Raw genomic sequence first — 12,417 nt, 5'->3', positions numbered from 1 at the left:
AGTTGTTGGCGTTGGCTGGCAACCCGCACCTGGTGCGGGTGGTGGGGGACCTGCGCAAGCGGTCCCGGTTGTACGCGTTGCCGGCACTGGCCGACCGGGGGGAGCTGGAGGCCTCGGCCGCCGAGCACGTCGAGCTGCTCGACCTGTTGCTGGCCGGCGACGCGGAGGGTGCCGAGCGGCTGATGCGGCAGCACCTCGGTCACGTCCGGTCCTTGTGGGCCGCCTCGTCCCGCTAGGTCAGCGCGCGGAGGCGAGGATGGCCCTGGCGATCTCCTTGGCGCGCAGGGCGGCGTCGGGCGTGCCCTCGCGCAGCGCGGTGACGATCGCGCCGTCCACCAGCAGCGCGAGCTGGCGCGCGGTCGCCTCGTGGTCGGCGTGGCCCGCCGCCGCCAGGATGGTGTCCAGGTAGTCGATCACCTTCTGCTTGTGCTGCGCGGCGACGCCGTGCGCCGCGCTGGTCCGGTCGGCCAGTTCGACCATCGTGTTGATGAAGGCGCAGCCGCGGAAGTCGTCCCTGGAGAACCGTTCGGCGAGCGCGTCGAAGACGGCGAGCGGACGCTGTCCGGGTGGTAGGTGCCAGCCATCGATGGTGCCGGACAGCCAGGCGCGCCACTGTCGGTCGCGGATCTGGAGCACTTCGACAAGGAGGTCGTCCTTGCTGGTGAAGTGGCGGTAGAACGACGCCCTGCCCACGCCGGAGACGTCCAGGATGCGCTCGACGCCGACGGCGCGCACGCCCTCCGCGTAGAACAGCTCCTCTGCCGCGTCCAACAGGCGCTCGCGTGCTCGGGTGGCCATACGGACAGATGGTACCACTCTGTCTCGTTTATTCGTAAACATGGTGCGGGACTTGACGTTGACACGGACGGTACCGATCAGTACCGTCTGAACGGTACCGACCGGTACCAAAGTTCTTTGGTGCCACACTTCGAGGAGGCTTCCGATGTCCCGCATGCCCCAGCTCACCGCGGAAACCGCGAACGATGAGCAGCGTGCCCTGTTGGAGGACACCAACCGGCAGCTCGGCAGGGTGCCGAATCTCTACGCCGCGATGGCAAACGGTCCGGCAGCGCTGAAGGGGTACCTGGCGATGCGCGACGCGCTGGTGGCCGGCAGCTTCCGGGCCCGCGTCCGCGAGCAGCTCGCGCTGCTGATCGCGCAGGAGAACGAGTGCGGCTACTGCGTTGCCGCGCACACCATGCGGGGCGGCAAGGTCGGCCTCAGCGAGGAGCAGCTGCTGGCCACCCGCCGCGCCGAGAGCGACGACCCGCACACCACGGCCGTCCTCCAGGTCGCCAGGGAGGCCATGCGCTCGGGCGGCCGGCTCACCGACGACGTCGTCGAGCAGGCGCGCGCGGCCGGCGTCACCGACGCCGAGCTGGCCGAGATCATCGGCCACATCGCGCTGAACGTGTTCTCCAACTACTTCAACCACCTCGCGCAGCCCGACCTCGACTTCCCGGCCGTGGACGTCGCGGTGACGGCTTCTCATTAGTTGGTTTGCCGGCAAAGCCGGACGCGCCACCGCTGCGGACCACGATGATCGGTGGTGGCCCGCGGCGGCGGACGTGGTGTGGCGGGAAGGTTCTCGCCGGGGTGGCACTCCCGGCGGGATGAGTCAACTGGCGATGGGGGGCACACGGTGGACTTTGGCCTGCACCAACTCAGGACGTTCCGGGAGGTTGCCCGGACGGGCTCCTTCACCAAGGCAGCCAGGAGCCTCGGCTACTCGCAGTCCAGCGTGACCTGCCACGTGCGGGCGCTGGAGTCGAAGTTCGGCACGCCGTTCTTCGAGCGGCTGCCCAACGGCGTCCGGCTCACCCAGGCCGGCGAGACCTTCCACACCTACGTCATGCAGATGTTCTCGGTGGTCGACGACATGGTCGCCGCCGTCAGCCCGGAGGGCGACGCGGCCGGCCGCGTGACGGTCGGGGTGTCCCCGGCCCTGGTTGACCACCACCTCGGTCACCTCGTGCGGCAGAACCGCCGCATCCGGCCGGGACTTCGCGTCGCGCCGAGGACGCTGAGCTCCGCCGACGTGATCGCCGCGGTGCGCGCCGAGGAGATCGACCTCGGGTTCGTGCTGACCTCGGCGCACCGCGACGACCGCGGCGGCGGCACCCCGGACCTGGCCGCCAGTGTGTTGTGCGAGCTGGACTTCGTGCCCGTCGTCGGGGCGAGGTCCGACGACGGCCGCCCGTTCGGCCAACCCAGGGTCGGCCTCGAAACCGGTTGGGCGCAACAGGTTCTGGTGTTCGACCCGACCTGCGTCTCGCAGCGCGGCCTGCCCGAGCTGCTGCGCGCCCGTTTCGAGGCGCCGCCGGACGTCGTGGAGGCAGGCTCCGTCGAGGGTGTCCGCGAGTCGGTCAGCCTCGGGTTCGGCGTCGGCATGCTGCCGGCGCACGTGGTCGCCGCCCGACCGGATCCGAACCTGGTCGTGGTGTCCAGCCTGCCGAAGGCCCGCTGGTCGGTGACCATGCTGTGGTCCAAGAAGACCCGCATGACGCCCGCCGTCGAGGCGCTGCTGGACGTCGCCCAGTTCGCCTTCGTCCCGGAGGTCGACATTCCCGCTCCGCCCGGTCCGTCGTTACCTGCTCTCCTGTGACTGCGCGCACCACGTGAGGGGTTGGGCAGGTTCCCATTGAGCAGAACAGGAACCAGCGCATGAACGTGAACCAGTCGTCAGGTGGCCCGAGATCGCGCCCCGCCAGACTCGCCGATTGGTGCTGTTCGCACAGCGTGACGTTGTTGCGGCTGAGTCTGGGGATCGTGTTCGTGTGGTTCGGCCTGTTGAAGTTCTTCGAGGGTATGAGCCCCGCGGCCGAGCTCGCCACCCGCACCATGTCGATCATCACCTTCGACCTGGTCCCACCCGCCGTGTCCCGTCCGCTCCTCGCGCTGATGGAGACCCTGATCGGAGTCGGGTTCCTCACCGGCCGCTGGCCGCGCACCACGCTGGCGGTGTTCTTCGTCCAGATGGCCGGCGCGATGTCCCCGCTGGTGCTGCTGCCCGGCGTGATCTGGGCGCACCCCATGGGACCGACGCTGACCGGCCAGTACGTCATCAAGGACGTCGTGCTCGTCGTCGCGGGCCTGGTCGTGGCGTCCGCCCTCCGCGCCGCGCCCGCGCAGCGCGCCCAGCCCCGGCTGCGCCAGGTGCTGCCACTGCGCAAGGCGGCCCCAGCCGATCAGCCCAAGGCGGTCAGCGAGGTCGGCTGACCCCGGACGGTCCAACGGGTTGCGCCGTTCGCGGGACCCCGCCGAGGCATGTTTCGCCCGGCCCGCAACGATTCGTGCCCTCCGCGTCAGCCGCAGGGGTGGTCGGCGGCCCTCCGGAGTGAGGTGTCCTCCGCGCGACCGATGACCGGATGATCCGGTTGTAGTGTCGAGTGGGCGAACCGAATCGGTGCGTGCGGACCAGCTCCGCTGAACCGGGTGGGCGAGTCGATGACGGAGATCGTGATCTGGTGTCTCGTCGTCGCGGCAGCGGCGGCCGTGCTGATCCTCTCGGTCGCCATGGCGCTGAAGGGCGCGACCGTCGGTGAGCGCCGGGAGCGATGGCAGGATCAGACCACGGCTCCGGTCGGCGCGATGCTGAACGCCATGTTCCTAGCCGCGTTCGGGTTGTCGCTGGTGATCGCGTGGCAGTCCTACGACCGGGCCAGGACCCATCTCCGGGACGAGAGCGCCGCCCTGACCCGGCTCTACGACGTGGTCGGCGCGCTGCCGGCGCACGACGACCTGCGCGGCGGAATCCGCGACTACACCAGGCGGTTGGTCGACCGCGAATGGCCGGAGCTGCAACTACAGCGGTCCGACGAGGCGGCCGACGCGCTGGCCGGCCGCCTCACCACCCAGGTCCTCGCGCTCCAGGCGACGACTCCGGCCGAGCAGTCGGCGCGTGCCCTCGCGGTGGGTCAGTGGAACACCGCGGCCGACGCGCGGCAGAGCCGGATCGGCGACACCCTCACCGGACTGCCGTGGGGACTGCTGCTCGCCGTGGTGGTGACCGCGTTCACGGCGATCGGCCACGCCATGATCGTCGGGCTGCCGCACACCTCGTCCTCGCTCATCTCGCTGCTCGCCGAGGGCGTCGTGATCGCCGTCGCCGTGTATGTGCTGTTCCTGATCAGGAGCCCGTACCACGGCGCGCTCGACCTGCCGCCTGACCAGCTTCGCCTTGTCCTGGCCCGGTTCGGGTCGGCGCACTGACACCCTCAGCGCTGACGGTGCCGGCCGGACCGACTGGTGAAGGCCGCGGCCAGTACGGCCGCCAGCACGACGAACACGACCTTCGGATCGTCCGACACGGTGCTCGCGTCCACGGCGGGCCGGTACGGCGCGTACGCCTCGGTGAGCGGCGGCAGATCGGTCGGGCCGGTCGTGGCCGGCGGGCTCGCCGCCGCGGTCGGGCTCGGCGTGCCGGTGACCGGAGCCGGCGCGCCCGGCGTGGCCTGGCCGGTCGGCTGCGGCCCGCGCGGCTGCCCCGCGGACGGTTGCTCTGCGGGCGGTTGCGGCAGCTGGGGAAACGGCGGCAGGACGATCGTCGGCGCGGGCGGGATCGGCGGGATGGTGATCACCGGCGCCGGCGGGATGGGCGGGATCTCCACCGTCGGCAGCGGCGGGATGATCACCGGCGGGATCGGCGGGATGATCGGCGGCGGCGGGGGAGCCGGCTGGGCGGCGAAGGGCAGCGCGGCCAACAGCGTCACCGCCACCGCGGTCGAGCGTGTCAGGGCTGCCCACATGTCCGTGCCGTTCGACGCACCAGGTCCTGCCGTCGAGCGTACGGAGAACCCACGCCACGATCGGGTTGTTGTGCCGCGAAGAAGGTGAGCACGCCGTGCGGCCCCCTGGCCGAGGACCGCACGGCGCGCTCGGACGGTGGAACGCGGGACGTCAGGTGGTGACGAACTTGCCGGGGTCGGCGACCGGGGACTCGACGAAGAGGCTTCGGTACTCGTCCTGGATGCCGCTGTTGTGCACCTGGATGGCGAGCGGCCCGACCCGGCCTGCCGTGGCGTCCTTGAAGTCGAGCACTTCGACGGCCTTGCAGGTGGTCGCGCCGGTCGGCAGCGGACAGCAGGCCATCCGCGCGACACCGGTCGCCTGGTTGCCGAGGATCTCGCACTGGCTCCACTGGTGGATGTCCCACTTGGTGTGCGGGAACGAGGTGGACTCCTTGCCGCCGCCGTTGTTGTGCCCCGGCCGGTAGTCCCAGTGGCCGCCGTTGGGCGGCTGGAACTGGATGGCGCTCAGCGCGTCCCGGATCGGTGTGATGGTGCCCCAGATGAGGACGGTGGGGGCGTGGTTGCCGGACACCTGCCGGACGTTGAAGATCCAGCGGAAGTTGCCGACCTGGGTGTTGTAGCGGAGCCAGCCTCGGCCCGCCGTGCCGGTGCCGTGGATGACGCCGTTGGCGACGGTCCAGCCGCCGGGTTTCGCCGAGGTCCAGTTGTTGAGGGTCTTGCCGTCGAACATCGACACGAGGTTCGGGTCGCCCCAGGGATTGGGGTCGCCTGCGGTCGACGCGACGGCGGCGGGACCGGCCGTCGCGGCCGCGGCGAACAACGCGGCCCCGACGGCAAGTATCCGCAGATGACGCATAATCATCCGATTTCTCCGTCCTGAAAACCTTTTCAGACGGCGGTGTTGTTCAGGTTAGGAGGGAGTCATCCGATGAGTCAAGCGCCCGTCCGGCGACCAGGTCGGCGCGGTCGGCCCGCAGCACGCCCACGGCCGGGTGTATGCCGGGAGTGGCGGGTGGGCGCCGGTAGGAACAGCCGTGTCGGATGCGGTAGCGGACTCACCAGGGAGCACACTCGATGCGGATGCGCGTGATCGGACTGGCGACGGCACTGGCGATCGGGCTGTTGACCACCGCCCAGACGGGCGCGGTCGCCGCCAGCGGCGACCCGGAGCCGGTCGGCCAGGAGACCAAGCCGCCGCCAGCCCACACCCCGGACAGGATCCTGGACACGACGCGGCCGACCACCATGACCTACCAGACGCCCACCGACGGCTATCTCCTGTCGAAGCTCACCGCGCCCAACCCCGTCCGGCCGGCCACCCTCACCTTCGCCATGCACACTTCGGGTGCGGTCGCGACGCTGAAGTCCGCCGGCAGCGGCGAGATGCTGGCGATGCCGGTGCACAAGGGAGAGACCGTGAAGATCACCGTGGAGGGCAAGGGAGAGCTGACCGCGGTCGTGATGTGGTCGCAGGTAGCGAGGTAGCGCCACGAGCGTCGTCTTGGCATGACGGGATGACTGGAGTCTGAGCGGCCTTGCGATAGGCGATCCGGCACGCCTCACCGGAGTTCCGCGCGTCGGATCTTCCCGGACGTGGTGCGCGGCAACCGATCCGCGAACTCGACCGACCGGGGCCGCAGGTCCGGCGCGAGGTGCAGCGCCGCGTGCGCGAGCAGCGCCTCGCCGAGCGCGGGCCCAGGGGCGTGCCCGCGCCCGGCGACCACGACGGCGTGCGGCACCGCGCCGCCGATCGGGTGGGCGCGCGGCACCACGGCGACCTCCGAGACGGCCGGGTGCCGACCGAGCACGGCCTCCAGCTCGTACGGGGAAATGCGGTGGTCAAAGGACTTGAACACGTCGTCCCGCCGGCCGAGCACCCGGATCCAGCCGGTCGCGTCGCGCTCGCCGAGGTCGCCGGTGTGGTAGACGCCGTCGGCGAGCGCCCGGCCGGTCGCCTCGGCGTCGTCCAGGTAGCCGACCAACACACCCACCGGCCCGTCGGTCAGGTCGACGCAGATCTCTCCGGTGTCGCCGAACCGCCCGGTGGCCGGATCGCGCAGCACGATCCGGTAGCCCGGCAACGGCAGGCCGGCCCAGCCCGCGCGCGGCGTGAGCCCCGGCGTGGTGCCGATCAGCCCGGTCGTCTCGGTCTGCCCGTAGCCGTCCCGCACGGCCACACCCCAGGACCGCCCGATCTCGGCGGACAGATCGCCGGCGAGCGGCTCGCCCGCGCTCATCGCCTCGCGCAGCGGCGGCCGGGCCGAGCGGAGGTGCGGGCGCATCGCCTGCCAGGTGCTCGGCGGGGCACAGAACGTGGTCGCCGCCGCGTCCATCAGCAGCCTTGGCAACAACTCTGGCCGCGCGGGGCCGTCCGGCGGCACCAGGATCGTGGCCTCGGCGGACCACGGCACGAACAGGCTGCTCCACGAGTGCTTCGCCCAGCCCGGCGCGGACACGTTGAGGTGCCGGTCGCCCGGAGTGAGGCCGTTCCAGAACAGGCTGGACAGGTGCCCGACCGGGTAGCTCGCGTGGGTGTGCCCCACCAGCTTCGGCGCGGCGGTGGTGCCGGAGGTGAAGTAGCAGAACGCCAGCTCGTCCGAGCGCGTCGGGCCGGTCGGCAGGAACGGTCGGTCGTCCAGCGCCGCGGCCGAGTAGTCCGACCAGCCAGGCACGGAGCCCGGCACGGCGATCCGACCGCCGGGCACCGGTATGTCGTCGAACAGCGCGGTCAGGTCGGCCCGGCACACCACGTGCCGCACGCCGCCCCGGCGCACCCGGTCGGCCGCCTCGGTGCGGGTCAGGCTCGGATAGCTGGGGATCACCACCGCGCCGATCTTCAGGCACGCCAGCACGCATTCCCACAGCTCGTGCTGCGCTCCGAGCACGATCAGCACCCGGTCGCCCCGGCGGATCCCGAGGCCGGTCAACCAGTTCGCCACCGAGTCCGACCCGGCGGACAGGTCGGCGAACGACACGCGCCGCGCGGTCCCGTCGTTGGCGAGCAGCTCCAACGCCGACGCCGCGTTGTCCTCGGCGATGACGTCGAACCACTCCAGCGCCCAGTTGAACGTCGTCGACCGGGGCCAGCGGAACTCGGCGTAGGCGGCGCGATGGTCCGCGCGGTGCCTGAGCAACAGGTCCCGCGCGGCACGGAACCGTTGGTGTGCCTCGGTCCTGCGGCCCGCCCAGTACTGCGTGGGACGCGACGGGGTCACCGGCCCGGCCTCGCCGACGTCAGCGGCCGGTCCGCCGCGATGGGTGCGAGGACGCTGCCGGCGATCGCATCGGCGTCGCGCATGAACGACCCCCACGCGCCGGGTCGGCTGCTGCCGACCTGGGTGAACCACCTGGTGTGCTCCGACGGGATGCCGAGCACGTGCAGCCCGGGATCCGGTCGGCCGTCCGCGCCGATCGGGTGGAACGGCGCGTCGGTCACCGCCACCCCGCCCGTGTCGAAGTCCGTGTCCCCGCCCGTGTTCCGGAAGCTGGTGAGCACGCCGGAGTCGCGCAGCCCGCGAATCAGCGGTGCCGGGTCGCGGCGCACATCCGGCGTCGGGATGCGGGCGTCGATGAGCACGTCCAGGCGCACCAACGATCCCTCGACGTTCGGCGAGCATGCGGTGAACCGGTCTCGGTCGGCGTCCATGCCGAACGACGCGTCGGGGCCGACCACGCGCAGCACGCCGCTGTTGAGCAGCGCGAGGAACTGCCGCATCCGGTGCAGCGGCGGACCCGTGGACACGAACCCGGCCAGCGGCACGAACCAGTCGAGGAAGTCGCGGCGGTGCGACTCCGGGGTCAGCCCGCCGAAGTCGACGGCCGTGCGGATCACCTGGCGCACATCGCGAAGCGCGTCAAGGGCGGCCTTGACCGGTCCGTCCACGTTGCCGAGCGCGGCCTGGACCAGGTCCTCGCGCACCAGCTCGGCGAGCGACTTCTCGAAGTCCCCCGGATCGGCGAACCTTGACCCGGCGAAGGGCCTGCCCCGCCGCAACAGCCCGAGCGGCGGCTGGTCGGCGAGCCCGAACTCGGCGGCCAATCCAGCCAACCCGCCCGACTCTGGCGTCCCTGAGGGCCCGACCAGCTCGGCCGTCGCCGTCAGGCCGGCCGGGTCGGCCAGCCCGGGGGAGTGCTCGGCCAGCGCGACGGCGCGAGCCGTGAACGCGGTCGCCGCGCCGGCGCCGAACCGTTGGCGCAGCGCGGTTTCGTAGTAGACGAGGTCCACCTCGGCGGTGATCCACGGCAGCACGTCGGCGCGGAAGTCCAGCTTCCGTTCCGCGCGCGCCGCGCGCACCCGCTGAGTGGTGAACAGCCTCGGCCGGTAGGAGTGGTCGGCCGCCTTCTGGTTGCGGCCCCTGGCGGGCAGCGGCGCGCCGCCGCGCGAGCCCGCCACGATGCGCGGCTCCCACCCGCTGGCCACGTACTCCAGCTCGCCGGTGTCGTTCTCGGCGAAGTGCCCGCTGCGGCCGGCCGTCAGCGCCGCCATCACGTCGAAGAACGACAGGCCCATGCCGATGATGCCCACGGTCGCGCCGGACGGAATCTCGTCGAGCGGCATGTCCGCTGGCGAATCGCCCCGCAAGTACCGCAGCCTCGGCCGGGCCTCGGCGAACGCGGCCAGCGCGCGCTGGCCTGGAGTCAGCTCGGTCCTCGGATGGCCGGTGGCCAGCACGACCCGGTCCGCCTCGATGACCCGGCCGTCGAACAACATCAGCTGGTAGTGCCCTTGCGGCGTGCGGTCGAGCGCGTGCACCATGGCCCGCACCCGCTCCAGAGTGACGGTCTCCGGCAGGCTCGCCTCGATGGTGTCGAGCACGAACCGCAGGTACCGCCCGTAGAGGCCGCGTTCGGCGTACCCGTTGGGCTCCGCGGTGTCCGGCATGACCCGCTGCCACCACTGCGCGAGGCTCGGCCCCGCACTCGGCCTGGCCGGGCCGTCGTCCGGGGGCCCGGAGAACATGGTGACCTCGCAGGCCGGCGTGTTCATCAGGAACCACGGGGCCTGGTCGGTGCGCCAGATCCGGCCGGCGCCGATCTCCACGGCGTCGATCGCGTACAGCTCGACCCTGCGGCCACTGGTGTCCTCGGCGAGTCGGGCGGCCAGCCGCTCCAGCACGGCGAGCCCGCGCGAACCGGTGCCGAGCACGGCGATCCGGTGCGGCGCGGCAGACCAGTCGGTGGCGGCCTGCGGCGGCGATGCCGGGATCGTTGTTGTCGCGGTCACCGAGGCCTCCATGGTGGTCGCCGAAGATCTGCTTGCAGGATCGAGAATGGGTGCCGAAGATCTGCTTGCAGGATCGAGAATGGGTGCCGAAGAGCTGGTTGCAGGGGTGAGAGCAGGATCGAGAGTGGGTGCCGAAGATCTGGTGAGGGCGGCCTGTTCGTAGCGGGCCGGCACGGCGCGCAGCATGCCGAGCAGCTGGGCGGAGGTCAGCCGCCGGCCGCTGCTGCGCGGGCCGCCGGGCAGCGGGAGGTTGCCCGATTCCGCCCAGTACAGGCGGCCGTTGTCGTCGATGGCGCCCTGGGTGCGGCCGAGGTTGTCCGGGTGCACGCAGAACGGCACGTCCAGCAGTCCAGTGGCGAACGCGCGCAGCAGGGCGGTGCCGACGTCGTCGGAGAGCGCCAGCACCGCCTCGACGAGGCCGGTCGCCTCGCGCAGCACGTCCGTCGGGTCGACCAGCTCGGCCGTCGGCAGCGCGGCGGCCCGCCGCGCGGTGCTGTCGGCGTCCACGAGCGCGGCGACGTTCTCGGCGATCGTGGGGATGCGGAACGCCTCCGCGGTGGTCTTGACGATCAGGCGTTCCGCGCCGCCGCGCACCGCGAGCTCGGCGCTGTCCCGCAGCAGCAGTCGCGCGCCGTCCCTGGTCCTCGGGTACACGCCCATGTAGGTGTAGAGCACGAGGTGCCAGTCGACCGAGGCCGGCAGCAGCGCGCCGGCGAGCCGCCGCATCGCCGCCAGCGCCTCGATGTCCTGGGTGGCGTCGGTCTGTTGCGCGTAGCTCAGCGACAGGCTGGTCACCCCGTGCTGCGCGAAGAACAGCGACTCGAGCACGCTCGTCGCGACCAGCAGCGACGGCGGGCACAGCTGCCCGAGCAGGCAGCCGCCGAAGGTCTCCAGGTGCGCCCTGGATCCGTTGTCCCGGCAGGACTCCACGAGTTCGGCGGTGGCGTCGCGCCAGGACGCCACGGACTCGGCGAGCGGGACGCGGCCGTAGGGCAGGCAGTAGGACACCGGGCCGCCCTCGCTGGCCGACAGGCCGGCCTCGGTCATCACCCGGAACAGCGTCGATGGGGTGGCCGAGCCGTGCCGCACCTGCACCGGGATGGCGGGGCCGGCCGTGGCGGCGACCCGCGCGGTCACCTCGGGTCCGTGCACGACGATGGGAAAGCCGTTGAGGTCGCGGCCGTCCCGCAGCGCGGCCCGCGCGCCGTCGTGGTCGGCGACCCTGGTGTAGCTGTCCAGCGTGATGGTGCCGGCGGTGCGGGCCGGGGCGGCCGCGACGGCGCGCAGGCCCTCGGCCATCAGGTCAGGGTCGGCCATGCCCATGCGGGGCTGCACGACCAGTTCGCCTCGTTCGGCCGCGGCGCGGACGTAGTCGCCGAGGTCGGCGCCCGGCCCGCGCCCGGTCGCGCCGGGTCTCACCGTGCCCCCGTCACCTGTAAGCGGTCCCGGGCGGGCAGCATCGCCAGGTAGCCGGTGAGCGCGTCGAGCTCGCCGGCGTCGATGAACACCCGGTCGAACCCGGCGGCGATCAGCTCGGCGGCCATCGCGCCGTCGTCGGCGCCGGCGACGCCGAGCTTGCCGCCGATCACGGCCGGCACGTCCCTGGTGTCGGGATGCGCGCGCAGCGCGCGGGCCAGCCGAACGCCGTCCAGGTGCCCGTGCCCGTTGACGGAGCTGATCACCACCGCGTGCGGCCGGTGTTCGCGGACCGCCGCGACCACCAGGTCGTCCGGCACGCACGGCCCGAGGTTCACCACCTCGTGGCCCAGTTCCTGCAACAGCAGTTGGAGAAAAACGAGGTTCCAGGTGTGCGAGTCCGACGACACCGTGGACAGGACGACGCGTCTGCGTTGCGGCACAGGCGAATGCATGCGAGTAACCCCAGTCTGCGGGCCCGGCGAACGGGCGCGCGGCGCAACAGATGAAGGGCGCGCTGCGGGCACGCCGGAGCACCGCAGGGCGCCGGCCTGACCCGGCTGGCACCCTGCGATGCGGGGCTGAAAGGGTTGCGGTGACTACACTTCGACGGTGATCTCGCCGGGTTTCGGTTCGCGCGCAGCCGCCGGCCTTGTGCGGATGGCGAGCACCGTGCAGCCCTTGGCGCTGGACATCTGGTGCCGGGTGCCCGGCCCCTCGACCACGAGGTCACCCTGCTCGAAGACCGTGCCGTCGCTGTGGTCGAGCGAGCCTTCGAGCACCAGCATAAGCTCGAAGCCCAGGTGCTCGTGGAAGTCGCCGTGCGCGCCGGGGGGAAAACGCAGCAGCAGGCCGATCGACTCCTCGCCGGTCTCCGGGTTCGGCGTCCACAGCGGGTAGTGGTCCACGCCGGCCCTGCCCGGCTCGACCCACGGCACCCAGGACAGCTCGTCGAGCTCGAACCCGCTGCGCAGCACGTTGGTGATCACTTCTACCTTGGACATCCGTCCCCCAGGGGTTGTCGGT

The 12,417-nt window shown here is 71.9% G+C and carries 13 protein-coding genes; 6 read left to right on the top strand and 7 right to left on the bottom strand.

Annotated features, from left to right (window positions below):
* Window positions 1-236, top strand: a 236-nt coding sequence (locus F0L68_RS32335; protein WP_149853644.1) for an FCD domain-containing protein, incomplete at its 5' end; no start/stop codon positions are given.
* 1 nt (window position 237) lies between these two features.
* Here F0L68_RS32335 and F0L68_RS32330 read toward each other — a convergent pair.
* Complete coding sequence (locus F0L68_RS32330; RefSeq protein ID WP_149853643.1) at window positions 238-798, bottom strand: TetR/AcrR family transcriptional regulator; 561 nt, start codon at window positions 796-798, stop codon at window positions 238-240.
* Window positions 799-943: 145 nt separating this feature from the next.
* Here F0L68_RS32330 and F0L68_RS32325 point away from each other — a divergent pair, with 145 nt between their 5' ends.
* From F0L68_RS32325 to F0L68_RS32310, 4 genes are all read left to right on the top strand, one after another.
* The gene (locus tag F0L68_RS32325) at window positions 944-1,495 is read left to right on the top strand and encodes a carboxymuconolactone decarboxylase family protein (protein WP_149853642.1); all 552 of its coding nucleotides are present in this window, start codon (window positions 944-946) and stop codon (window positions 1,493-1,495) included.
* A gap of 147 nt (window positions 1,496-1,642) precedes the next feature.
* Window positions 1,643-2,605, top strand: a complete 963-nt coding sequence (locus F0L68_RS32320) for a LysR family transcriptional regulator (RefSeq protein ID WP_188316945.1) — start codon at window positions 1,643-1,645, stop codon at window positions 2,603-2,605.
* Between the two features lie 143 nt (window positions 2,606-2,748).
* Window positions 2,749-3,219 (top strand): DoxX family protein, encoded by a 471-nt coding sequence (locus F0L68_RS32315; RefSeq protein ID WP_188316944.1) that lies wholly within the window; start codon window positions 2,749-2,751, stop codon window positions 3,217-3,219.
* A gap of 228 nt (window positions 3,220-3,447) precedes the next feature.
* A complete protein-coding gene (locus tag F0L68_RS32310) occupies window positions 3,448-4,212 on the top strand; it encodes a bestrophin-like domain (RefSeq protein ID WP_149853639.1) in 765 nt (254 codons plus the stop codon).
* A gap of 5 nt (window positions 4,213-4,217) precedes the next feature.
* Here the strand turns inward: F0L68_RS32310 and F0L68_RS32305 are convergent, their stop codons facing one another.
* Both F0L68_RS32305 and F0L68_RS32300 read right to left on the bottom strand, forming a co-directional pair.
* Complete coding sequence (locus F0L68_RS32305) at window positions 4,218-4,718, bottom strand: hypothetical protein (protein WP_149853638.1); 501 nt, start codon at window positions 4,716-4,718, stop codon at window positions 4,218-4,220.
* A 181-nt stretch (window positions 4,719-4,899) separates the two neighbouring features.
* Entirely contained in the window at window positions 4,900-5,613 is a 714-nt protein-coding gene (locus F0L68_RS32300) for a 3-keto-alpha-glucoside-1,2-lyase-like domain-containing protein (RefSeq protein WP_223199320.1), read from the bottom strand.
* 212 nt (window positions 5,614-5,825) lie between these two features.
* On the opposite strand from F0L68_RS32300, the gene F0L68_RS32295 reads away from it, so the two are divergent.
* Window positions 5,826-6,236 (top strand): hypothetical protein, encoded by a 411-nt coding sequence (locus F0L68_RS32295; protein WP_149853637.1) that lies wholly within the window; start codon window positions 5,826-5,828, stop codon window positions 6,234-6,236.
* 74 nt (window positions 6,237-6,310) lie between these two features.
* Here the strand turns inward: F0L68_RS32295 and F0L68_RS32290 are convergent, their stop codons facing one another.
* The 4 genes from F0L68_RS32290 to F0L68_RS32275 form a co-directional block, all read right to left on the bottom strand.
* Complete coding sequence (locus F0L68_RS32290) at window positions 6,311-7,966, bottom strand: AMP-binding protein (protein ID WP_188316947.1); 1,656 nt, start codon at window positions 7,964-7,966, stop codon at window positions 6,311-6,313.
* A complete protein-coding gene (locus F0L68_RS42775; protein WP_188316943.1) occupies window positions 7,963-11,394 on the bottom strand; it encodes an FAD/NAD(P)-binding protein in 3,432 nt (1,143 codons plus the stop codon). Before F0L68_RS42775 ends, F0L68_RS32290 begins: the two co-directional genes overlap by 4 nt.
* A complete protein-coding gene (locus F0L68_RS32280; RefSeq protein WP_149853635.1) occupies window positions 11,391-11,846 on the bottom strand; it encodes a cobalamin B12-binding domain-containing protein in 456 nt (151 codons plus the stop codon). The genes F0L68_RS42775 and F0L68_RS32280 overlap by 4 nt, the downstream gene beginning before the upstream one ends.
* 144 nt (window positions 11,847-11,990) lie before the next feature.
* Window positions 11,991-12,395, bottom strand: a complete 405-nt coding sequence (locus F0L68_RS32275; protein WP_149853634.1) for a cupin domain-containing protein — start codon at window positions 12,393-12,395, stop codon at window positions 11,991-11,993.
* Window positions 12,396-12,417 lie beyond the last annotated feature (22 nt).

Source organism: Solihabitans fulvus (assembly GCF_008386585.1).
Classification (GTDB): domain Bacteria; phylum Actinomycetota; class Actinomycetes; order Mycobacteriales; family Pseudonocardiaceae; genus Solihabitans; species Solihabitans fulvus.
This window is presented reverse-complemented; position numbering and strand designations above follow the sequence as displayed.

Bases quoted from the DNA above. Each gene is read 5' to 3' on its own strand.
- F0L68_RS32275 (WP_149853634.1), bottom strand. From the start codon at position 12,395: ATGTCCAAGGTAGAAGTGATCACCAACGTGCTGCGCAGCGGGTTCGAG.
- F0L68_RS32330 (WP_149853643.1), bottom strand. From the start codon at position 798: ATGGCCACCCGAGCACGCGAGCGCCTGTTGGACGCGGCAGAGGAGCTG.
- F0L68_RS32325 (WP_149853642.1), top strand. From the start codon at position 944: ATGTCCCGCATGCCCCAGCTCACCGCGGAAACCGCGAACGATGAGCAG.
- F0L68_RS32310 (WP_149853639.1), top strand. From the start codon at position 3,448: ATGACGGAGATCGTGATCTGGTGTCTCGTCGTCGCGGCAGCGGCGGCC.
- F0L68_RS32300 (WP_223199320.1), bottom strand. From the start codon at position 5,613: ATGATTATGCGTCATCTGCGGATACTTGCCGTCGGGGCCGCGTTGTTC.
- F0L68_RS32280 (WP_149853635.1), bottom strand. From the start codon at position 11,846: ATGCATTCGCCTGTGCCGCAACGCAGACGCGTCGTCCTGTCCACGGTG.
- F0L68_RS32295 (WP_149853637.1), top strand. From the start codon at position 5,826: ATGCGGATGCGCGTGATCGGACTGGCGACGGCACTGGCGATCGGGCTG.